Source organism: Ruegeria sp. B11 (genome assembly GCF_056539785.1).
The window spans coordinates 1,076,780-1,096,812 of sequence record NZ_JBQFVO010000001.1 but is presented as its reverse complement, the minus strand read 5'-3'; the positions used below and the strand labels follow the sequence as shown (position 1 = coordinate 1,096,812).

The 20,033-nt window shown below is 54.8% G+C and carries 22 protein-coding genes and 2 pseudogenes; 12 read left to right on the top strand and 12 right to left on the bottom strand.

The genetic code is table 11. The annotated features are described in order from the left end of the window. The first annotated feature begins 88 nt into the window (after window positions 1-88). The 9 genes and pseudogenes from ACR0I1_RS05540 to ACR0I1_RS05500 all read left to right on the top strand — a co-directional run bounded on the left by ACR0I1_RS05540 (window position 89) and on the right by ACR0I1_RS05500 (window position 6,895). Entirely contained in the window at window positions 89-955 is an 867-nt protein-coding gene (locus tag ACR0I1_RS05540) for a carbohydrate ABC transporter permease (RefSeq protein WP_170719459.1), read from the top strand. 10 nt (window positions 956-965) lie between these two features. After that, on the top strand, window positions 966-1,796 hold the full coding sequence (locus ACR0I1_RS05535; protein ID WP_170585545.1) for a carbohydrate ABC transporter permease: 831 nt from the start codon (window positions 966-968) through the stop codon (window positions 1,794-1,796). 12 nt (window positions 1,797-1,808) lie between these two features. Next, entirely contained in the window at window positions 1,809-2,813 is a 1,005-nt protein-coding gene (locus ACR0I1_RS05530) for an ABC transporter ATP-binding protein (protein ID WP_170719457.1), read from the top strand. Next, window positions 2,810-3,583 (top strand): L-iditol 2-dehydrogenase, encoded by a 774-nt coding sequence (locus ACR0I1_RS05525; protein WP_480705750.1) that lies wholly within the window; start codon window positions 2,810-2,812, stop codon window positions 3,581-3,583. The genes ACR0I1_RS05530 and ACR0I1_RS05525 overlap by 4 nt, the downstream gene beginning before the upstream one ends. Beyond that, window positions 3,571-5,046 carry a mannitol dehydrogenase family protein gene (locus ACR0I1_RS05520; RefSeq protein WP_480705324.1) on the top strand — a complete coding sequence of 492 codons (1,476 nt, stop codon included), beginning with the start codon at window positions 3,571-3,573 and terminating at the stop codon, window positions 5,044-5,046. Before ACR0I1_RS05525 ends, ACR0I1_RS05520 begins: the two co-directional genes overlap by 13 nt. Window positions 5,047-5,231: 185 nt before the next feature. Then, entirely contained in the window at window positions 5,232-5,540 is a 309-nt protein-coding gene (locus ACR0I1_RS05515; protein WP_480705748.1) for a helix-turn-helix domain-containing protein, read from the top strand. Beyond that, a complete protein-coding gene (locus ACR0I1_RS05510) occupies window positions 5,470-5,733 on the top strand; it encodes a hypothetical protein (RefSeq protein WP_480705764.1) in 264 nt (87 codons plus the stop codon). The genes ACR0I1_RS05515 and ACR0I1_RS05510 overlap by 71 nt, the downstream gene beginning before the upstream one ends. 48 nt (window positions 5,734-5,781) lie before the next feature. Next, window positions 5,782-6,156, top strand: a pseudogene (locus ACR0I1_RS05505) (glycogen/starch/alpha-glucan phosphorylase). Between the two features lie 31 nt (window positions 6,157-6,187). Then, on the top strand, window positions 6,188-6,895 hold the full coding sequence (locus ACR0I1_RS05500) for an IS6 family transposase (protein WP_480705322.1): 708 nt from the start codon (window positions 6,188-6,190) through the stop codon (window positions 6,893-6,895). 258 nt (window positions 6,896-7,153) lie between these two features. Here the strand turns inward: ACR0I1_RS05500 and ACR0I1_RS05495 are convergent, their stop codons facing one another. From ACR0I1_RS05495 to ACR0I1_RS05470, 6 genes are all read right to left on the bottom strand, one after another. Further along, window positions 7,154-8,011 (bottom strand): SDR family oxidoreductase, encoded by an 858-nt coding sequence (locus tag ACR0I1_RS05495; RefSeq protein ID WP_480705321.1) that lies wholly within the window; start codon window positions 8,009-8,011, stop codon window positions 7,154-7,156. A gap of 63 nt (window positions 8,012-8,074) precedes the next feature. Next, a complete protein-coding gene (locus ACR0I1_RS05490) occupies window positions 8,075-8,638 on the bottom strand; it encodes a TetR/AcrR family transcriptional regulator (RefSeq protein WP_480705320.1) in 564 nt (187 codons plus the stop codon). Window positions 8,639-8,644: 6 nt separating this feature from the next. Further along, the gene (locus ACR0I1_RS05485) at window positions 8,645-9,706 is read right to left on the bottom strand and encodes a flavin monoamine oxidase family protein (protein WP_480705319.1); all 1,062 of its coding nucleotides are present in this window, start codon (window positions 9,704-9,706) and stop codon (window positions 8,645-8,647) included. A 3-nt stretch (window positions 9,707-9,709) separates the two neighbouring features. Beyond that, on the bottom strand, window positions 9,710-10,393 hold the full coding sequence (locus ACR0I1_RS05480) for an SDR family NAD(P)-dependent oxidoreductase (protein ID WP_480705317.1): 684 nt from the start codon (window positions 10,391-10,393) through the stop codon (window positions 9,710-9,712). A gap of 3 nt (window positions 10,394-10,396) precedes the next feature. Beyond that, on the bottom strand, window positions 10,397-11,065 hold the full coding sequence (locus tag ACR0I1_RS05475; RefSeq protein ID WP_170511673.1) for a cupin domain-containing protein: 669 nt from the start codon (window positions 11,063-11,065) through the stop codon (window positions 10,397-10,399). A 36-nt stretch (window positions 11,066-11,101) separates the two neighbouring features. Continuing rightward, the gene (locus ACR0I1_RS05470; RefSeq protein ID WP_170399737.1) at window positions 11,102-11,722 is read right to left on the bottom strand and encodes a glutathione S-transferase family protein; all 621 of its coding nucleotides are present in this window, start codon (window positions 11,720-11,722) and stop codon (window positions 11,102-11,104) included. 160 nt (window positions 11,723-11,882) lie between these two features. Here ACR0I1_RS05470 and ACR0I1_RS05465 point away from each other — a divergent pair. After that, window positions 11,883-12,589, top strand: a pseudogene (locus ACR0I1_RS05465) (IS6 family transposase). 60 nt (window positions 12,590-12,649) lie between these two features. On the opposite strand, the gene ACR0I1_RS05460 reads toward ACR0I1_RS05465, so the two are convergent. The 5 genes from ACR0I1_RS05460 to ACR0I1_RS05440 all read right to left on the bottom strand — a co-directional run bounded on the left by ACR0I1_RS05460 (window position 12,650) and on the right by ACR0I1_RS05440 (window position 16,962). Continuing rightward, entirely contained in the window at window positions 12,650-13,165 is a 516-nt protein-coding gene (locus ACR0I1_RS05460; protein ID WP_480705315.1) for a redoxin domain-containing protein, read from the bottom strand. 83 nt (window positions 13,166-13,248) lie between these two features. Then, the gene (locus tag ACR0I1_RS05455) at window positions 13,249-14,529 is read right to left on the bottom strand and encodes a TRAP transporter large permease (protein ID WP_480705746.1); all 1,281 of its coding nucleotides are present in this window, start codon (window positions 14,527-14,529) and stop codon (window positions 13,249-13,251) included. A 9-nt stretch (window positions 14,530-14,538) separates the two neighbouring features. Then, a complete protein-coding gene (locus ACR0I1_RS05450) occupies window positions 14,539-15,066 on the bottom strand; it encodes a TRAP transporter small permease (RefSeq protein WP_170511735.1) in 528 nt (175 codons plus the stop codon). Window positions 15,067-15,141: 75 nt separating this feature from the next. Then, the gene (locus ACR0I1_RS05445; RefSeq protein ID WP_170626564.1) at window positions 15,142-16,125 is read right to left on the bottom strand and encodes a TRAP transporter substrate-binding protein; all 984 of its coding nucleotides are present in this window, start codon (window positions 16,123-16,125) and stop codon (window positions 15,142-15,144) included. Window positions 16,126-16,176: 51 nt separating this feature from the next. Further along, entirely contained in the window at window positions 16,177-16,962 is a 786-nt protein-coding gene (locus ACR0I1_RS05440) for an SDR family NAD(P)-dependent oxidoreductase (RefSeq protein WP_480705313.1), read from the bottom strand. Between the two features lie 260 nt (window positions 16,963-17,222). On the opposite strand from ACR0I1_RS05440, the gene ACR0I1_RS05435 reads away from it, so the two are divergent. After that, complete coding sequence (locus ACR0I1_RS05435; protein WP_170512688.1) at window positions 17,223-17,903, top strand: GntR family transcriptional regulator; 681 nt, start codon at window positions 17,223-17,225, stop codon at window positions 17,901-17,903. A gap of 35 nt (window positions 17,904-17,938) precedes the next feature. Next, window positions 17,939-18,250, top strand: coding sequence for a cupin domain-containing protein (locus ACR0I1_RS05430; RefSeq protein WP_170396125.1), 312 nt, complete (start codon window positions 17,939-17,941; stop codon window positions 18,248-18,250). A 140-nt stretch (window positions 18,251-18,390) separates the two neighbouring features. On the opposite strand, the gene ACR0I1_RS05425 is transcribed toward ACR0I1_RS05430, so the two are convergent. After that, window positions 18,391-20,028 (bottom strand): GMC family oxidoreductase, encoded by a 1,638-nt coding sequence (locus ACR0I1_RS05425; protein ID WP_480705311.1) that lies wholly within the window; start codon window positions 20,026-20,028, stop codon window positions 18,391-18,393. Window positions 20,029-20,033 lie beyond the last annotated feature (5 nt).

Below are 20,033 nucleotides of genomic sequence, written 5' to 3'. Positions count from 1 at the left end.
CCAAGTGTTTCCCGAGGCACCATAAATTTTCAATAACTATGCACTGTTTAAGATAGCCTCATGGCAATCAACAGAGGAGGTATGCCCGATGGCTACTAAACACTCCCGATCAGCGGCGCGGCTTATGATGGCCCCAGCAGTCATCTTGCTCCTCGGCTGGATGCTCGTGCCTCTGATCATGACGCTCATTTTCTCATTCAAGCAATACCTTCCACTGCGTGGCGGAGATCTTGGGTGGGTAGGCTTCGACAACTACGTTCGCTTTGTCAGCTCCAGCGCCTTCTGGCCGTCGGTGATCGCCACATTGACCATCGTTGGCGGTGTCCTTTTGATCACGGTAATCTTTGGCGTATTGCTGGCAATATTGCTGAACCAGCCGATGTGGGGCCAAGGTGTCGTCCGTATTCTGGTCATCGCTCCGTTCTTTGTAATGCCGACGGTTTCAGCCCTGGTATGGAAGAATATGTTCATGGATCCTGTGAACGGCCTGTTCGCGCATCTGTGGCGCTTTTTCGGAGCCGAACCAATCGCTTGGTTGTCAGAGGCTTCGCTACCTTCGATCGTCATGATCGTTTCCTGGCAATGGTTGCCGTTTGCCACATTGATCCTTTTGACAGCAATCCAATCTCTGGACGGAGAACAATTGGAAGCGGCCGAAATGGATGGTGCCCCGCCGCTTAAGCGGTTTGGCTACATCACTCTGCCGCATCTTAGCCGGGCAATTACGATCGTGGTTCTCATTCAGACGATTTTCCTGCTGGCAATCTTCGCAGAAATATTTGTCACGACCGGAGGTGCCTTTGGTACCCGCACACTGACCTACCTGATTTTCCAACGTGTTCTTGAAAGTCAGAATGTTGGCCTCGGTTCTGCTGGTGGTGTCTATGCAATCATTCTCGCCAATATCGTTGCGATCTTCCTGATGCGCATCGTTGGCAAGAACCTGGACGCGTGAGGAGGACAAAATGGCCCGCGCAGTAACTCAACAACGTAAGATCATCAACACAGCCGCCGCTTGGGGTGTTGGACTGCTGATCTTTTTCCCGATCCTCTGGACTGTCCTGACCAGCTTCAAAACCGAAGCCACCGCAATCGCAGACCCTCCGGTGTTCCTGGCATTTGACTGGACGCTTGAAAACTACTCTGCGGTGATGGAGCGGTCCAACTACGCCCGGTTCCTTTGGAACTCGATCATCATCGCTGGTGGCTCGACAATATTGGGTATCATCGTGGCAGTCCCCGCGGCGTGGTCGATGGCTTTTGTTCCATCCAATCGCACCAAGGACATCCTCCTCTGGATGCTGTCCACTAAAATGCTACCGGCGGTAGGTGTTCTGTACCCGATCTACCTGATCTGCATCAAACTTGGCATCCTCGACAGCCGAGGCGCGCTGGTCATCATCCTCATGCTGATGAACCTGCCGATCATCGTCTGGATGCTGTACACATACTTCAAGGAAATCCCTGGTGAGATCCTTGAAGCGGCCCGAATGGACGGTGCGACGTTGAAAGAGGAAATCCTTCACGTTCTCACGCCAATGGCAATTCCCGGCATAGCTTCAACCTTACTGCTGAACTTCATTCTGGCCTGGAACGAGGCGTTTTGGACACTGAACCTTACAGCAGCCAATGCGGCTCCGCTAACGGCCTTCATTGCTAGCTACTCCAGCCCCGAAGGCCTGTTCTTTGCCAAGCTTAGTGCAGCATCAACCATGGCCATTGCGCCAATCCTCATCCTTGGCTGGTTCAGCCAGAAACAACTTGTCAGCGGCCTGACCTTCGGCGCCGTCAAATAAGGAACTTGACCAATGGGACAAATAAAACTCAACCAAGTGACCAAAAGCTTCGGCGACGTTCAAGTCATTCCGCCTCTGGATCTGACAATTGGAGACGGCGAGTTCACGGTTTTTGTCGGGCCATCGGGCTGCGGTAAATCCACACTGTTGCGCCTGATCGCGGGACTCGAAGACATCACTACGGGCCACATAGAAATCGACGGCTCGGATGCGACTGACGTGCCCCCCGCAAAGCGCGGTTTGGCAATGGTCTTTCAGTCCTACGCCCTCTACCCGCATATGTCGGTGCGCAAAAACATCGCGTTCCCGATGAAAATGGCAGGGATCGATGAGGACGAGCAAAATCGCCGGATCGAAGGAGCCGCAAAGGCGCTGAATCTTACCGATTATCTGGATCGGCGTCCGGGGCAATTGTCAGGCGGGCAGCGTCAGCGTGTTGCAATCGGTCGCGCAATTGTACGGGAACCTGCAGCGTTTCTCTTCGATGAACCGCTGTCTAACCTCGACGCGGCCCTGCGGGTCGGAATGCGGCTTGAAATCAGTGAACTTCACGAACGGCTCAAAACGACGATGATCTACGTGACCCACGATCAGGTCGAAGCCATGACCATGGCGGACAAGATCGTTGTCCTGCGCGCCGGTGTGATCGAACAGGTGGGTTCACCGCTGGAGCTCTATCACAGCCCACGCAATGAATTTGTTGCAGGCTTCATCGGGTCTCCGAAAATGAATCTGATCAAGGGTGCTGAGGCCGAGAAGAGCGGCGCAGCCACAATTGGCATTCGCCCAGAGCACACCGATGTCAGCACAACCGACGGAATGTGGAAAGGCGTCGTTGGTGTGGCGGAGCACCTGGGATCGGACACCTTCATTCACGTCCATGACACGGGTCTTGCTGACATGGTCACCGTGCGGATTACAGGTGACATTCAGGCCAAGCATGGCGACACGATCTACCTGACACCGCAAATGGACAAGTTGCACAAGTTCGACGCTCAAGGTCTAAGGATCGAATAATGCAATTGGCTGGAAAAACAGCCCTGATCACAGGTGCCGCCCGAGGAATCGGGCGGGCCTTTGCCGAAGCTTATGTCAGTGAAGGCGCCCGAGTCGCCATCGCCGACATCAATATTGATGGCGCTCGCCAAAGCGCTGCCGCACTTGGAGAAAATGCAATCGCGGTGGCTATGGATGTGACCGACCAGGCCAGCATCGACAACGCTGTGGGCAATACAATAGCGGAGTTCGGGCATATAGACATTCTGGTCAACAACGCAGCACTTTTCACAGCAGCCCCGATTGTTGAAATCGAACGCGCCGACTATCAGCGCGCTTTTGACATCAATGTAGCGGGTACTCTCTTTACGACGCAGGCCGTAGCGCGGTGCATGATTGAGCGCGGGAAAGGTGGCAAGATCATCAACATGGCAAGTCAAGCCGGACGGCGCGGTGAGCCGTTGGTTGCAGTCTATTGCGCGACAAAAGCGGCGGTCATCAGCCTGACTCAGTCGGCGGGGCTGAACCTGATCAAGCACGGCATAAACGTGAACGCGATTTCTCCGGGTGTCGTCGACGGCGAGCACTGGGACGGCGTGGATGCGTTCTTTGCCAAGTATGAAGACAAGGCACCCGGACAAAAGAAACAGGAAGTTGATGCCGCCGTGCCCTACGGACGCATGGGCACACCGGACGATTTGACCGGAATGGCTGTTTTTCTGGCAGGTGATGCGGCGAACTACATCGTCGCACAAACTTATAACGTGGATGGTGGGCAATGGATGAGCTGATCTCCCTTTCGAATGCGACACTCGACCAGCTCACCGTCGAGCGCCCAAGATATGACCGTACCACCCTGAAACCAGGTATTATTCATGTGGGCGTCGGCAATTTCCACCGCGCGCATCAAGCATGGTACTTGCACCGATTAATGCAGCAAGGAAAAGCTGAAGATTGGGCCATCATCGGCGCGGGCGTACGACCCTATGATGCGACTATGCGGGAGAAACTGCTTGCACAGGATTGCCTCACGACCCTGATCGAGCTCGATCCTGAAAAAATCTCAGCTGAAGTCATAGGCTCGATGATCAACTACCTGCCTATTGAAGACGGCAACGGAGCGCTAATTCGCACGATGTCGAATCCGGCCATTCGCATCGTTTCTATGACTGTAACCGAAAGTGGCTACTACGTTGATCCAGTCACGAACGGGTTTGACGCCAACCACCCTGACGTTCAGCACGACGCCAAAAATCCTTTGGCGCCCCGAACAGTCTTTGGTGCCATAGTGGCCGCCCTTCGCGTGAGACGAGACGCAGGGCATGCGCCCTTCACCGGGCTAAGTTGCGACAATCTGCAAAGCAACGGTGACGTCCTTAGGCAAACCGTTGTTTCGATGGCTCGCATGTCCGACCCTGAACTGGCCGATTGGATTGACACCAACGCCACATTTCCGAATTCGATGGTGGATTGCATCGCCCCTTCGACCGGTCCAAGCGAACTTGCACTTGCCATAGATTTTGGCATTGACGATGCTGCTGTGGTCACGCACGAAGCGTATCGCCAATGGGTGATTGAAGACAATTTCTGCGCTGGGCGTCCGGACTGGGGTGAGGTTGGCGCAATCTTCACTGACGACGTTCATGCGTTTGAAGCTATGAAAATTCGAGTCCTCAATGCCGGGCATCAGGTGCTCGCAAATGTGGGTGAGATATTAGGGCTCCAGACGATTTCCGAATGCATGAGACACCCGGTTGTTTCGCAGTTTTTTGGTAAAGTTCAGAGAATAGAGATTGCGCCAACGGTTTCATCGGTTTCCGGAAAAAGTCCGGAAGAGTATGTAGGCCTCGTTGAAAGCAGGTTTTCAAATCCAAGGATTGTGGACACGACCAGACGCGTGGCTTTCGACGGTTCAGCGCGCCATACAGGTTTCGTTTTGCCGATATTGCGAGACCAGTTGAAGGCTGGGCGTTCCGTTACCGGTTTAGCGCTCGTCGAGGCGCTATGGGCACGTATGTGCGCAGGCACACGCGAAGATGGTAGTGTGATCGAGGCGAATGATCCGATTTGGGATAGACTGAGTGAGGCAGCCCTTGCCGCCAAGTCAAACCCGGCGGTCTGGCTTGAACAAAGTCGGATTTACGGTGACTTGAAGGACGCCAAACCGTTTTCCAGTTCGTTTTCCAAGTGGCTCGACATAGTTTGGCAGAATGGTTGCGAAGCTGCTCTTATCGCGTACGTTGATGAGGCTTGAGGCAAATCTGTGGGTGATGTCACTCGTGCTTTTGGTAGGAAACACTGGTTGACCGATCAGGAGTGTAAATCGCGTAGATCGCGGATGTGTTGGACCCGTTATGAAGAAAGTCAGATAGGGCAGGCTTGCTCATCTGTGATCCCCCAAAGATTCTGGAGAAAAACGTGAAACCAGAACAGCTTAGAATGGCCCGCAACGCGCCTGGATTGTCTATGAAGGGATTTGCCGATTTGTCGCGGGTTTCTCATATGACCGTACACCGGTTTGAAGCCGGAAAAAGCGGCGTGAAGCACGCTATTATCGAAGCGATGCGCACAACTCTTGAAGCCGAAGGTGTTCAATTCCTCAATTATGGAAGTGTGTCTGACGGCATAGGCGTCGCAATCAAACCAACCCGACCAAAACTATTGGCCCTGTTTAATCATGCACTCACAAATCCTCAGACATCTCAACTATTCGCTCGGCAAAGACGCAGTACATGCGTCGACCTATGATTGGCGAATGGCGGTTTCGCTAACGTTGCGCGACCGCATAGTTGACCCTAGGTTCGAAAGCACACGCGAGACGTATCAGTCAGGTGCAAAACGTGTTTACTACCTTTCAATGGAGTTTTTGATTGGCCGACTTGTCGAAGACATGACCGCGAATCTGGGGCTGGTGGAAGAGGTTATGGAAGCTCTCGCGTAACTCGGCCAAGATGCGTCGGTCGTATTCAACGACGAACCTGATGCCGCCTTGGGGAATGGCGGCCTCGGACGGCTGGCGGCCTGTTTCATGGGCTCACTCGCTACTCTTGGCTTCCGGCTTATGGTTACGACATCCGCTATGAGCATGGCTTTTTTCGAGCAGAGTTTTGTCGAAGGTCAGCAGGTCGAAAAAGCGGAAACCTGGTTAAACCAGCGCTTCGCCTGAGAGTTTGAGCGTCCCGAAGTCCGATACCGGATCGCCTTTGGCGGCTATGTTTCCCATCACGATGGGAAGGCGGAATGGCATCCCGCCGATACGGTTCTGGCCCAAGCATTTGATACGCCGGTCGTTGGTTGGAAGGGCGCGTGGGGTGACACTCTGCGCCTATGGTCAGCCCGGTCTTGTCAGAAGAACTTGTCTTGAGGCGGGCAGGGGTGTTGCATAGCTTTTGCCCATGACCAGACCTGCCTCTTTCAAATACTTCAAAACCAGTCCCGATATCATCCGTCTTGCGGTAGTGCTGTACATCCGTTTCCCGCTCTCGCTTCGGAATGTCGAAGACTTGTTGCACGAGCGAGGCATCGACGTGAGGCACGAAACTGTCCGATATTGGTGGAACAGGTTTGGCCCGATGTTTGCTGCTGAGATCCAAAGAAAGCGTGCTCAGCAATTGAGAGCATACTCCAAATGGAAGTGGCACGCGGACGAGGTTTTCGTGAAGGTGAATGGTAAGCGGCTTTGTCTTTGGCGGGCCGTCGATCATGAGGGCGAAGTGCTGGAAGCAATCGTTACCAAACGTCGAAACAAGCAAGCAGCATTGAAATTCCTCAGGAAATCGATGAGGCGGCGCGGTAAAGCTGAAGAAGTAGTCACCGATCGCTTCGCGTCGTATCGAGCTGCTCTCAGAGAGCTCGGCGCTACCGAAAAACAGCAGACGGGCAGGTGGCTCAATAACCGTGTCGAGAATTCGCACCTTCCTTTCCGACGGCGTGAACGCGCCATGCAACGTTTCAGGCGCATGCGAAGTTTGCAGAAATTCGCCTCCGTCCATTCCTCTGTCTACAACCACTTCAACCAGGAAAGATCGCTGACCAGCCGAGACACCTTCAAGTTGGCACGAAGCGCCGCTCTTAGCGAGTGGCGTCAACTTGGTGCTGGATAAAGGACAGCGTCACTGGCCTAATAGAGACTGGTTCGAATTCGTCTGACAGCACCCTTTTCATGGCGCTGGTCGCGAAAAGCTTTACGACATTGCCGACAGAAACCGATCCGAAAAGGATCAGGGATTGTACGCATGATCGACGCGTGCTGGTGTTCCTCGACATCGCAAAAAGCGGACGTCGCCGTTGATGCAGCATGGAAACCTGTGGCAATTGCAGCAAGGCTGCCGCATTCCGAGCAGACTTACACGAGTAAGGTTTTAGCGTAGGAACTGCTCAATCACGGCTGCTTGTTGCTTTTTTCCATCCGGGTCTGCTTCGGTTTTCAGGCGAGTAAACGCCTCACCCCAGTTTGAAGTGCGAACGCGGATCGGCGGGTCAGAGGCTTCAACCACGCCCATGACAACTGATGCCACTTGTTCCGAAGTTTGATAGATATCGCTGCCATCCATTCGCGCCTGAGCGCCGCCGATATACTTCTGGAGAATAGGTAGATACTCATCCTCAAGCATCCCGCCCGTGGCCTCGACATGTTTAAGCACATTGGTCGCAAACTCGGATTGAATACCGCCCGGTTCGACTGTCGAGAAATGGATACCGAAATTGGGCGTGACATAGCTGGCCAGAGCCTCAGTGTATCCCTCAACGGCGAACTTTGCGGCGCAGTAGATCTCGTTGAACGGCTGACCCACAAGGCCGCCTACGGATGAGATTGTGATGACGTGGCCCGAGCGTGCTGCGCGCATGTGTGGCATCACCGCTTTTGTGCAGCGCACGACTCCCATGAAATTCACATCCATGACCCAGGCGACGTCTTCTTCGCTGGCTTGTTCGGTTGTGCGAACAAATCCAGCACCCGCATTGTTGATCAGCTTATCGATCCGCCCCTCTTTCGCGATGATCTGATCGACTGCGGCGTTTACGCTGGCGCTGTCTTGCACGTCCAGCTCAAGCACGTTGAAATTGACGCCAGCGTCAGAGGCGGCCGCATCCAAGATGCCGCGCTTGGCGAGGTTTCGCATAGTAGCGTAGACAGTATGGCCCGCATGGGCCGCTTGTACGGCGATTTGAACACCAAGGCCGGTTGACGTGCCGGTGATCAGAATGACTTTGGGCATAATGGAAGCTCCGAATATCAAATGAATTGCTTGCGGCAACGATCCGATGTGTCGGGGCGAAGGTCAACAGCGGGACTTTAAAACGCCCAAAGCCTCATCGAAGGTATTCACATTCTCTTCTGCGCGCGCGGTCAGATGCGCGCCTTCCAAAAGGGCCAGTATCGCGCGGGACTCCGAGATCGGATCGGTGATACCGGTGATTGATTTGTCCTCTTGGCCAAGCTTCAGGATCTCTTCGATTTGGGTAACCATCATGGCGCGGAATTTTCTGATCTTTTGGATCACGTCATCCGAAAGGCTTTCACGGCTGCTGATGAGCGACACGCAGAGACACAAGGTTTTCCCGTCATTGAGTGCATCCCGGTAGAGGTCGATCAGGGCCAGCATTTGCTCGGCCCCGGTTTTGTGTCCTACCCGGATGCGGTTGCACTCTGCCTGCAGGGTCTCATGATAGCGATCCATGAGTGCCGCCGACAGCGCTGCTTTGGTCGGGAAATGATAGTGGATTGACGCCTTGCGAATACCCACCGCCTCTGCCAGATCGGCATAGCTGAACCCGTCAAACCCCCTCGCGCGCGCAGCGTGTTCGGCAACATCCAGAAGGGCAGTCTTGGTATCACTCGTCATACGTGCTCAAACCTTTTCCGTCATGATCAGGGCCAGCGCGTTTTCCGCAGACTCCAGGGCGCCTTCGATATAGCCCCCGAACTGTGGTGCAACTTCGGTCCCGCCAAAGATTAGTCGGCCATCCCACAGACGGGTCATCGCATGGGGCAGCCCGTATTGCGGATGAGCGTATAACGGCTGTTGATCCGCTTCGATAGAGGTGAACGGGTCAAAGGCCCAATCTTTAACATAGAGTGTCTTTGGCTCCGCAGCTTCGGTGCCGAAAAGCCGGGCCAATTGCTCTTTAAGCACCTGCCGCAGCCGTTCTTCGTTGCTGCGGGCGCCCGGGGGTAAACCAATAAAGCCGAACAACGCGTAAGGTCCGCCCTCGGCAGGGGATGCGTCGTGTATTTCCACCATCGGCCCCCTGCGGCTCATCGCGTCACCGGACAGCCCGGCCGTGCGCCAGAACGGGGTATCATAGACAGCGATGGCTTTGGCCTGTCCGGCCATCCAAGTCGCGATCCCGGTCATTGCCGCTAAAGCTTCATCTGGTAAAGCAGGTGAGAACGCGATCTTGCTCGCCACGCGAGGAGGGAGGGCCAGTACGACTTCCTGAGCATGGATGACTTGCCCAGTTTGAGCGGTCGTGGTGATCCCAGACGCAGACTTCTCTAACCCGACGATTGGCGCGGATAAGATGAGCCGCTTCGACGGTATCTCAGCGGCAAGCGCATCAGTGAGGGCGCCCAGACCACCTTTCAAGCGATAAGATCCTTGCATCGAGGCAAACCCGCGATCGCGCTCGACCTGGCCGATCTCGTTTTCAAAGCTGAGAGCGCCTGTTGAATATTGCTCGAACCACTCCAGTCCGAGCCGCTTTATTAACGCTGCAATACGCGGCTGCCCGGGCCAGAACCAGGCGGGACCCATGTCGAAGTACCCACCCTCCAGCCTTTCCGTCAAGATACGTCCGCCCGGACGACCCCGCGCTTCGACCAGCAGGTAGTCATGGTTTCGTGCCTGTAGCTGTCGCGCAAGGCAGAGGCCAGAAAGGCCTGCGCCAATGATCAGAGTTTGCGTCTGCATCGCTCAGAACCCCTCAGATGCCGGGCGCAGGTCCAGCTCATGGGTCCAGGTGGATTGCGGTTGGTGAGCCAACTGCCAGTAGGCCTCGGCAATCTCGTCCGGTTTCATCATCTTCGACGGATCCAGCGAGTGCAAATCCCGCGAGCGGGGTGTATCGATGATCCCGTCCAGAACGACGTGCGAGATATGTACGCCAGCCGGTTGATATTCACGTGCCAGCGATTGTGTCAACCCGCGCACGGCGAACTTAGCCGACGCAAAAGCGGAAAACCGTGGGCCGCCGCGCCGCGACGCTGTGGCCCCCGAAACGATCAGCGCGCCACCACCGCCGCGCACCATCGGTTGCAGAACACATTGCCCCAGCAGGACCAAAGATTGCACCATTGAAGTCCACGTTCTCTTATAGTCTTCCAATGCGGTTTCGGGGAATGGCGCGATCACCAGCTCAGCCGTATTGTGTACCACGATCTTCGGCGGGCCATGCGTAGCGATCAATTCAGAAATCACTGGCGCAACCGCACTCGGATCGGACAGATCGACCTGATGAAACGGCGCGATCGTTTCCTGCGGCTGCGTCCGTCCAAGACCAATGGCCGTCATGCCACCTGCCTGAAACCGCGCGAGAAGGGACTGGCCAAGGCCAGCCCCCGCACCGGCGACAATCGCCAGAGGTTTCTTGCTACTCATGAATTAAACCACCGGTGGCTGTGCAAAGGGCAGGTGGCCAGTCTTCATCCAGACCTTCGCCCCGTCTGGGCCAGCCATAGCCGACAGCGCTTCACCCTCAGGCAGGCGTAGCCAGTCGTTCTTTTTCAGAACGTCACCGCCTGAGGTCAGCGATCCGCCAATCATTAACAGCTCGATACCACCCGGCGCATTCGAAGTAATCTCGGTGCCTGCATCAACATGGCTGTAAGTGACAACCTCGCGGTCATCCTTGTGCAGGGTCGCAGTGGCGACCCCGTTCACGGGTGCGGCCAGTTCGTCGGCCATGGTTTTGCGGAACTGATTGCGATCATCCATGTCAAACTGCCAGAGTTTGACGAAGATCGTGCAGCCGGGTTCTGAGCCGGGCGTATGCTCGGTCGTTGGGGGATTGCGCACATAAGTGCCTTCGGGAAAATCGCCATGCTCATCCTGAAAGACGCCGTCCAAAACTATGAACTCTTCACCACCCGTATGGGTGTGGGCCGAGAATTTGCTGCCTGGTGCATAGCGCACAATGGTGGTGGCGCGGGCGACTTCGCCACCAATTCGGTCCAGCATGCGCCGGTCCACACCCTTCATGGGCGAGGCCTGCCACTCAAGCTGATCAGAGTGAACAACGACACGCGAAGAGAAGTCCGAGTTGAGTTCCATGGGAGGGGTCCTTTCAACTTAAATGGCAGTTCTCGCTTAGCCGGCGATAGATGGACGGGCCGCCATCTTAGCACGCCAAGCTTGCAGGTTGGTCAGGGTTTCAGGAATTTCAACTTTAGCAAAATCGGCGAACGCCAATCCTGCAAAGGCGGTGATATCAGCCACCGAGAATGTGTCTCCAGCCAAGTATTCGTTTTCGGCCAATACCGCATCCAGATAGGCCATGGTGTTTCCGGCAACCTCTTTCTGTTTGTTGCCCCATTCGGCGCATTGATAGGTTTCCAGGTCCGGGCCGAGGCCAGGTGTGGCATGGTGGAAGTAGGTGCCGACCGCATTCAACAGACCGTTTTCCGCGCGCAGATTCATCATCGAGATTCGGGCGCGCTCTTGCGCAGTCACGCCGGTCAATGATGGGCCATCGAAGGTTGCGTCGATATATTCAGTGATCGCGTTGCATTGAGCGATGTGCGATCCATCTTCCAGTTCCAAACAAGGCACCGCGGCATCGGGGTTTTTGGCTTTGAACTCAGGCGTACGATGTTCGCCGCCCATCACATCCACAGGGATGAATTCAACTTTGTCTGACGCGCCTTTTTCAGCCAGCGCAATACGAACACGGGCAGGGTTCGGGAACCCTTCGACATCATAAATCTTCATCTGAGTACCTCCGTCGGGGTTTGTGCTTCATGTAATCTACCTATCAATAGGTAGATAATATTACAAGCCTTTTTTACGTCTTGTCAGATTGAATTGCTCTGATGGTCTTTTAAGAAGAACTTTGCTTGAGCGGGGTAGGGGTGTTGCGTAGCTTTTGCGCATGACCAGACCTGCCTCTTTCAAATACTTTAAAACCAGTCCCGAGATCATCTGCCTTTCGGTCATGCTGTACAACCGTTTCTCGCTCTCGCTTCGGAATGTCGAAGATCTGCTGCACGAGCGAGGTATCGATGTCAGCCGCGAAACTGTCCGATATTGGTGGAACAGGTTTGGCCCGATGTTTGTTGCTGAGATAAGGCAGAAGCGTGTTCAGCAACTCCGAGCCTTTTCAAAATGGAAGTGGCACGTTGACGAGATTTTCGTGAATGTGAATGGCAAGCGGCATTACCTCTGGCGGGCCGTAGATCATGAGGGCGAAGTACTGGAGGCCGTTGTCACCAAACGCCGAAACAAAGCTGCAGCGCTGAAATTCCTCTAGAAATTGATGAAGCGATATGGTTGCGCCGATGAGATCGTGACCGACTGTTTTGCATTCTATAAGGCTGCACTCAGACACTAGGGCGTGTTAAAAAACAAAGGACGGGCAGGTGGCTCAATAACCCCGTCGAGAACTCGCACCTTCCTTTCCGACGGCATGAACGCGCCATGCAGCGTTTCAGGCGCATGCGAAGTCTACAGAAATTCGCCTCCGTCCGTTCCTCCGTTTACGACCACTTCAACAAGGAAAGATCGCTAGCCAGTCGAGACACCTTGAAGCTAACCCGCGCCGCCACACTTAGCGAGTGGCGTCAACTTTGTTCCGGATAGGTTCGCGGTTTCTGCGGTAAACTGAGACTGATTCGAATTCGCCTGACTGCACCGTTGCAGTTAAAAAACTGTTCCCCGGGTCGGGCGGTCGTTTTCGATATTGAACTTCATTCCGTCTAGCAATTCTTCAAGATCCGGGCGCGCGGCAGGGCCATTCGAAATGTCGACCAACATCAAACTGCCATCTGGCCGAATTCCGAATGCGCCGGGCTCTGCAAACAGTGTCGTTGTCTCAGCCTCTGAAAGAGGGGCCGACACGTAGAGGCCAAGTGATCGCATCTGCGTTTCGGTCAATCCAAAGCCCAAATTAAATGTCCAACCGAACTCTTCCTTGTCGGCCAAAGCCTTTTCTTTAGAGTCGGCAGAAACGACCACCACATCCATGACGCTGCTCCAATCAGCCAGCATGGCGTTCAATTTACTGAGAAATCGCTTGCATCTGGGACAGTGACGCCCGCGATAGACGAAAAGCATCGTCCATCGATCTTTGGGCCGACCAATCTCTATTTCGCCACCGCAGACATCAAAAACACTGATGTGCTCGACGGGAGCATTCACTTTGGGTTTTTGCGACATGTCAGCTTCCTTTTTCATTAAGAGCGAAACTCGAACACAAGCTTAGCTTCAAGTGTCTGCCTTTTAACTTGAATGTACTTTATTCACCCAACCAAGCTTGGCAGTGTTAGTGAAATCGCGGGTACAAAAGTGATAAGCATTAATGCGAAGAGAATTGCCAAGTAGAAGGGCCATATTGTTCGCACGGCTTTCTCCATTGGCAATTTACCCACGGCGCAACCGACAAACAGGCACGATCCGACCGGTGGTGTGCACAATCCTAATCCCAAATTCACGAGCAAGATCATCCCGAATTGCAGCGGATCAATCCCAAGGCTGTTGGCAACGGGTAGAAAAATGGGTGTGCAGATCAGAATAAGCGCTGCCATATCCATAATCATTCCAAGCAACAACAAAACCGCATTTACCATCAGCAAGATGAGTATCGGATTTTCTGTCAACCCAGTAAGCAGATCTACGGTTCTGTCCGGAACTCTGTAAAAGGTCAGCATGTAGGCAAACGCACCAGCGCATGCGATTAATATCATTACCATCGCCGTCGTGCGCACAGCAGAAGAGACGGCAATACAAAAGTTTTCCCACGTTATGCTTCTGTAGACGATCAGAGTGACCACAAATGCGTAAATGGCCCCAAAAGCTCCGGACTCCGTAACGGTGAAAATACCCGACAACACACCGCCGACGATAATCACAGCCGTCAAAAGTCCTGGAATTGCACTGAAGAAGCTCACTACGAGCGCTGGCCAACCCGGGAAAGTCTCAGCTTGATAACCTCTGCGCACCGCTACAAGGTACGCCGCCACAGCAAGGCAAAGGCACATTAAAACTCCTGGAACAACGCCTGCAAGAAACAGCTTCGAGATCGATATTCCACCCCCGGCTGCGATCGCGAAAATGATCATATTGTGACTGGGTGGAATAATTATACCGGCAATCGAGGACGTGACGGTCACGTTTACGGCGTAATCTGCATCGTAACCTTTCTCTTTCATCACAGGAACCAAGATAGACCCTAGTGCGGAAATGTCTGCGATGGCCGATCCTGAAATCCCCCCAAAAAGCATCGAAGAAAACACGTTCACAATTCCCAAGCCGCCGCGCACGGCCCCGACAGCGGCTGAAGCAAACCTGACGAGACGCATGGCTATCCCGCCGTGGAACATCAGTTCACCCGCAAAAATGAAGAACGGGATCGCCATCAACGAGAATACATTGATCCCGGAGACGATCCGCTGAAATCCGATCATCAAGGGTAAGCCTTCGAACCAAAATGCCGAAATGGCCGCTATTCCAAGCGCGAATGCTACAGGCGTTCCGATCAGAACGCAGAGGGCGAACACGCCAAGCAACAGAAGTATTCCCATCATTCGCCTCTATTCGATGCTGTCATTGCGCTCGTCAAAACCGACATAGAGGCGGATTAGATGACCAACGGAAAAGAGTAATATGAGTCCTCCGCCAATTGTGAGAGGCAATGAACGCAAGCCTTCGGGGACTTGAATCAATGGGATTAGCGATCCCCACTTAAAGATCGTAAGTCGAGCTCCGAACCACAGCATCAAAGCGCCGAACCCTGCCATAAGCACGTCTGTGCAGATAACCAAAATGGTCCTCACACGTGGAGGAACCGCAGAACGCACGAGAGACACGGACAAGTGCGTGTTATCGTGTACACCTACTGCCGCACCGAGAAACGCAATTGTCATGACGAGAAGCAAGGCGACTTGCTCGACCCAGGTCGGCGTCGCATTCAGAACATAGCGACCAAATACTAGCCATCCGAATATGACCGTGATGACAACCAGTGCGACACCGGTCAAAACCCGGCACACGTCGGCGATCCAATCCAGGATCTGGATCATCTTGCGCACAGATGTCGGGGGCAGGGAAGTATAACTCATTGGCTCACAACTCTTGATCAGGCGTCCGGACCCGCATGTGCGGGACCGGACAATATCAGACCCAATGTAGCTAAATCAGTCCGTCGCCTGGATAGTCTCGACAAGCGGGCGTAAATCGGGGTTCGTAGCAAAGTAGGCTTCGTAAACCGGGCCCATAGCCGCTTGGAACGGGGCTTTGTCTGCCACTTCATTCACGACCACACCAGCTTCTTCGACGGCTATACGGCTGGCTGCTTCGCGCTCGGCCCACAATTGCCGCTGAAGTTCTGCAGATTCCTGAGCTGCCTCTCGAACCGCGGCCTGCATCTCAGGTGACAGTGCGTTGAACGTGTCGGTATTAATGCAGATACATTCGGGTATGATCAGGTGCTGAGACAGCGAATAGAAACCGGCAACTTCGAAGTGGCCAGTTGACTCGTACGATGGCCAGTTGTTTTCGGCACCATCGACGACACCGGTTTTCAGCGCCTGATAAACTTCGGCAAACGCCATTGGCGATGGGTTGCCACCAAGCTCAGAAATCATGCCTGTAAACAGGTCATTATTCATGACCCGAACTTTCATTCCCTCAACATCGGCAGGTGCGTTGATTGCCTTTGTTCCGTTGTAGAAGGAGCGAGCGCCAGCGTCATACCACGCAAGAGGTGTCAAGCCTTTGGCTGCCATGCCCGCCGCAATTGCCTCGCCACCCTCACTGTCCAAGACGCGGAACATGTGCGGGACGTCTTTGAATATAAAGGGCAACGATACAACATTGGCCTCGGCGACAATCGGGCCAATTGGGCCCAGGTTAAAGTTGCCGACTTCCAATGCGCCTGCGCGGACCTGTTCAACAGCGTCGGGCTGACTGCCCAGCGTGCCCCCATGGAACATTTGAAGGCTGATTTCACCGCCAGTTTTTTCCGTAATGAGTTCTGCGAATTTGTCCATCGCGATGGTGTTTGGGTAACCATCCACGTGGATATTCCACCCGCGCCAATCCTCTGCGAAGGATGCGCTCCCGGTAATTGCGACCACGGTCGCGGCGCTCATCAGCGTTTTAGTCAGTTTGATATTCATATTTTCCTCCCTAGAAAACAGACAGTTGACTCGATGCCCGGCGAAGGCCGGTTATGAAAAGAGCAGGCCTCCGTTGATGTCGATGTTCGCGCCCGTAATGAAAGCAGCGGCGTCTGAGGCCAGAAAGGCGACCAGATTGGCGACATCCTCAGATGTGCCTTCGCGTTTAAGCGGCGTGGCGCCGGCCACGTTGGTCCGCACTTCGCTTTTTGTGAAGACATTGTGAAAATCGGTGTCGATCATGCCCGGGCAAACCGAATTTACCCGGATGTCCGGCCCCAGTTCTTTGGCCAATCCACGCGTCATCGTCATGACCGCACCCTTCGAGGCCGCATAGGCGACCGCGCCTGGGCCACCCCCGTCACGCCCCGCCTGACTCGCAAACCCGACGATCGCGCCGCCTTTTTTCATATGCGGCAACACGGCCTGAACAGCGCGGGCAAAAGAAGTGGTGTTCAGGTCCATGACATGGCACCAATGCTCCATATCCATCTCAGACAGGGTCTTCCGGGCCAGCAATCCGCCGGTCACGTGGGCAAGAATGTCGATCCGAGGTCCGAATGTCGCAATAGTCTCCGAGATCAGCCTTTCCACATCCGCACCGGAGGTCATGTCGCCCTGTATGGCAATCGCCTTACCTCCGGCAGCCGTTATTTCCTGAACCGCCGATTCCGCACCCGAAGATGAGCTGTGATAGTTGATCGCGATCGACGCTCCAGCCTTGGCCAGTTTCATGACGCAGGCACGGCCAATGTCCCGTCCGCCGCCGGTTACGACCGCAACCTTCCCTGCCAGTTCCAAGTTCGGGCCAATCTGTTCAGCGTTCAATTCGGTCATTTTCTTGTCCCCTTGGGTCCCCGGTCATCCAGTCAGTGCGCCCGTTTTGGTCTTTGTGCCTTAACGAGCATTCAGCAGTGTTGCCCATTGTAGTCGACTAGGATACTAGTATTGTCAACAAGTTTGTTTGGGAGCCACAAAAGGCTTCGCACGGCCCGTGCTAAATGGATTGGCTGGAGATACATTGAGGAGTATCGGAGGGAGAGGCCTATTGGCCCAGAATGCCGCCGGTGTTGGTCACGCGCAGAAAAAGGCAGGAAATGCAAAGTATTACGGATAAAATCGAGCGGCGCACAACCACTGACATCGTATATGAGAGTTTGTACGAGGCGATCGTTTCACTGGAAATTCTGCCGGGAACAAAACTGTCCGAAGCAGATATTGCAAAAAAGTTCGAAGTGTCGAGGCAGCCGGTCCGCGATGCTTTCAACAGGCTTGAGGCGCAGGATTTGCTGCTGATCCGACCACAGAAAGCCACGCGGGTACGTAGTTTTTCCATGGAACGGATCGGTCATGCGCGCTTTGTTCGCCTCTCGGTCGAGTTGGAAGTGGTGCGCGCTGCATGTCGGAACTGGAAGCCCGAATATTCGAAGCTGCTGGAGGACAATCTCAAGCAGCAGAAAGACGTCGTTTCAAGGAACGAAGCCGAGAAGTTCCATCAGCTCGACTATGACTTTCACCGGCTGATTTGTGAGTTGAGCGGCAACCCGCTGGCCTTCAACACGATTCAGGAATGCAAAAGAAAGATCGACCGCCTTTGCGTTCTAAGCCTTGGGCGCGAAAGCGAGGCCGACATTCTGGTTCGGGATCATGTTGAGCTGGCAAAAGCGCTGGCAGACCGCGACGAGGCGACTGCGACCGAGATGATACGCCGCCATCTGGGCCGCATCGACAAGACCATCGAGGAGGTTCACTCGAAACATGCCGAGTATTTCGAATAAATTGAACGCCGCCAACTGACTAAGGACCTCGCATTATGACCAAGAGCTATCCGATTGTATCACCTGCCTCAGGTGTCACGCGCCAGGTTTTGGCGGATAATGAAGACCTCATGATGGTTTCATTCCGGTTTGAAGAAGGTGCCGAAGGCGTGTTGCACGACCATCCGCATGTGCAGTCGACATTTGTGCGGTCCGGGCGGTTCAACTTTGTCATCGGAGATCAGGAGCGAGCGTTGGAACCCGGTGACAGCCTGATTATTCCGTCCGGTGTAAGCCATGGTTGTGTTTGCCTGGCTGCCGGAGAGTTGATCGACTGCTTCACGCCCAGGCGGGACGATTTTCTGTAAGGCGTTTTCCGTCCGCGCCATGACCTTTGGCCACGTTCTGCGCATTTAGGCAGGGTAGTCTATTTTCGGTGGGTCGGACAGGGCGACGCCATATTCTGCGTTAGAAGTCGGATCAATGACGGGCGACGCCGCAGCTCAGGTTAGGAATTGCGTATCTCGCGGGCTGATCCGAGGCCGAGGATCAGGTCGGCGCATCGTTCGCCCAGCATCATGGCAGGTGCGTTTGTGTTGCCGGCGTTGATGTCGGGCACGGCTGACATGTCGCACACCCGCAAGCTCTCGATTCCGCGCACGCGCATCCTGGCGTCCAGCACGGCCATTCCGTCGCCGTCCCGGCCCATTTTGGCAGTGCCCGCCGGGTGATAGTTGGTTTTTACGAATCGCTTGCAATGTGCTCGTAGCGTCTGGTCGTCGTCCGCTGTGGGAATGACGATTTCGCGAACCCTTTGAGCAAGCGGGCCCGACGTGAATGCCCGGCGAAAGAACCGCTGCCCCCGGATCATCTCCTGCATGTCGTCTTCATGCTTCAGAAGGTTGGGCGAGACCACTGGCATGGTGTGAGGATCGGCCGAGCGAAGCCGGACCTCTCCGCGTGATTTCGGTTTGACCACGACGGTCGTAACGGTCAGGCCAAAGTCATCCTGCACCTCGTCCAGAGCGTCGCGATCCAGATAAACAATTGGCACGCAAAAAGCTTGAATGGTTGGTTCTCCATCAGGAATCGACGGATTGACAAACGCGCCGGCTTCGACTCCGGCGGAAGTCACCGGTCCGCTGCCGAACAGTTTGAACTGGATGCCGTTGCGAAGCATCCGCCAGCCCTCACCTTGTTTGAAGTATCCGTAGGGACCGTTGGCAAAGGCGGTAATTGGAACTTCGGGGTGGTCGATCAGGTTCTGGCCTACCCCAGGCAATGGGCAGATCACGGGAATACCGTGATCGGCAAGATGTGCATCTGGTCCGATGCCTGATAGCATTAGGATTTTTGGCGTCACCAGAGCGCCCGCCGCAACGACAACTTCACCATCGCACCGGACCGTGTGGGCTCCGCGTTTGTCTCGATACTGCACGCCGACGGCCTTATCGTTTTCGATGATGACTTTGTTGACCGTTGCGCCAAGCTGGATGGTCAAGTTCGGGTTCGTCTCGAGAGGGGCGAGAAAAGCATAGGCCGACGAACTGCGCTTACCGGCGCGATTGGTGAACTGATAGAACCCGACACCGCGCTGCGTTGCGCCGTTGAAATCCGTGTTGAATGGTTCGCCAAGGGCCTGGACCGACTGAACGAACCAACGTGACATGTCGTCGATATGCCCCGGATCCGAGACCTGCACCGGACCGTTGCTGCCATGCAGGTCATTGTGAAGCCTGTTATTGTCTTCCATTCTACGGAAGTAGGGCAGCACATCATCCCATCCCCAGCCGACCCCGTCGTTGGTCTGTCGTAGCAGGTCGTCCCACGCGTCATAATCAGAAGGGCGGCCGCGCATATAGACCTGGGCATTCACAGACGACCCGCCACCCAGCACGTTGGCCTGCGGAATGTCGTGCACGCGACCGTCCAGGTGGTCCTGCGGTTCGGTCTGGTGGTAGGTCATGAACTTGGACCCGTTGATCATCTTGAAGATACCCGGCGGCATGTCCAGCAACGGATGGCGGTGCGAATGCCCGGCCTCCAGCACCAGAACCCTGCACTTGCCCTGGTTGACCAGTCGCGCTGCAGCGGCTGCGCCGGCAGAGCCGCCGCCGATGACGATATGATCGAAGGTTTCCGTCATGAGTT

Excerpts from the sequence above, each read along its gene's own strand:
- ACR0I1_RS05540 (WP_170719459.1), top strand. The coding sequence starts at position 89 with ATGGCTACTAAACACTCCCGATCAGCGGCGCGGCTTATGATGGCCCCA.
- ACR0I1_RS05535 (WP_170585545.1), top strand. The coding sequence starts at position 966 with ATGGCCCGCGCAGTAACTCAACAACGTAAGATCATCAACACAGCCGCC.
- ACR0I1_RS05530 (WP_170719457.1), top strand. The coding sequence starts at position 1,809 with ATGGGACAAATAAAACTCAACCAAGTGACCAAAAGCTTCGGCGACGTT.
- ACR0I1_RS05520 (WP_480705324.1), top strand. The coding sequence starts at position 3,571 with ATGGATGAGCTGATCTCCCTTTCGAATGCGACACTCGACCAGCTCACC.
- ACR0I1_RS05515 (WP_480705748.1), top strand. The coding sequence starts at position 5,232 with ATGGCCCGCAACGCGCCTGGATTGTCTATGAAGGGATTTGCCGATTTG.
- ACR0I1_RS05510 (WP_480705764.1), top strand. The coding sequence starts at position 5,470 with ATGCACTCACAAATCCTCAGACATCTCAACTATTCGCTCGGCAAAGAC.
- ACR0I1_RS05500 (WP_480705322.1), top strand. The coding sequence starts at position 6,188 with ATGACCAGACCTGCCTCTTTCAAATACTTCAAAACCAGTCCCGATATC.
- ACR0I1_RS05495 (WP_480705321.1), bottom strand. The coding sequence starts at position 8,011 with ATGCCCAAAGTCATTCTGATCACCGGCACGTCAACCGGCCTTGGTGTT.
- ACR0I1_RS05490 (WP_480705320.1), bottom strand. The coding sequence starts at position 8,638 with ATGACGAGTGATACCAAGACTGCCCTTCTGGATGTTGCCGAACACGCT.
- ACR0I1_RS05485 (WP_480705319.1), bottom strand. The coding sequence starts at position 9,706 with ATGCAGACGCAAACTCTGATCATTGGCGCAGGCCTTTCTGGCCTCTGC.
- ACR0I1_RS05480 (WP_480705317.1), bottom strand. The coding sequence starts at position 10,393 with ATGAGTAGCAAGAAACCTCTGGCGATTGTCGCCGGTGCGGGGGCTGGC.
- ACR0I1_RS05475 (WP_170511673.1), bottom strand. The coding sequence starts at position 11,065 with ATGGAACTCAACTCGGACTTCTCTTCGCGTGTCGTTGTTCACTCTGAT.
- ACR0I1_RS05470 (WP_170399737.1), bottom strand. The coding sequence starts at position 11,722 with ATGAAGATTTATGATGTCGAAGGGTTCCCGAACCCTGCCCGTGTTCGT.
- ACR0I1_RS05460 (WP_480705315.1), bottom strand. The coding sequence starts at position 13,165 with ATGTCGCAAAAACCCAAAGTGAATGCTCCCGTCGAGCACATCAGTGTT.
- ACR0I1_RS05455 (WP_480705746.1), bottom strand. The coding sequence starts at position 14,529 with ATGGGAATACTTCTGTTGCTTGGCGTGTTCGCCCTCTGCGTTCTGATC.
- ACR0I1_RS05450 (WP_170511735.1), bottom strand. The coding sequence starts at position 15,066 with ATGAGTTATACTTCCCTGCCCCCGACATCTGTGCGCAAGATGATCCAG.
- ACR0I1_RS05445 (WP_170626564.1), bottom strand. The coding sequence starts at position 16,125 with ATGAATATCAAACTGACTAAAACGCTGATGAGCGCCGCGACCGTGGTC.
- ACR0I1_RS05440 (WP_480705313.1), bottom strand. The coding sequence starts at position 16,962 with ATGACCGAATTGAACGCTGAACAGATTGGCCCGAACTTGGAACTGGCA.
- ACR0I1_RS05435 (WP_170512688.1), top strand. The coding sequence starts at position 17,223 with ATGCAAAGTATTACGGATAAAATCGAGCGGCGCACAACCACTGACATC.
- ACR0I1_RS05430 (WP_170396125.1), top strand. The coding sequence starts at position 17,939 with ATGACCAAGAGCTATCCGATTGTATCACCTGCCTCAGGTGTCACGCGC.
- ACR0I1_RS05425 (WP_480705311.1), bottom strand. The coding sequence starts at position 20,028 with ATGACGGAAACCTTCGATCATATCGTCATCGGCGGCGGCTCTGCCGGC.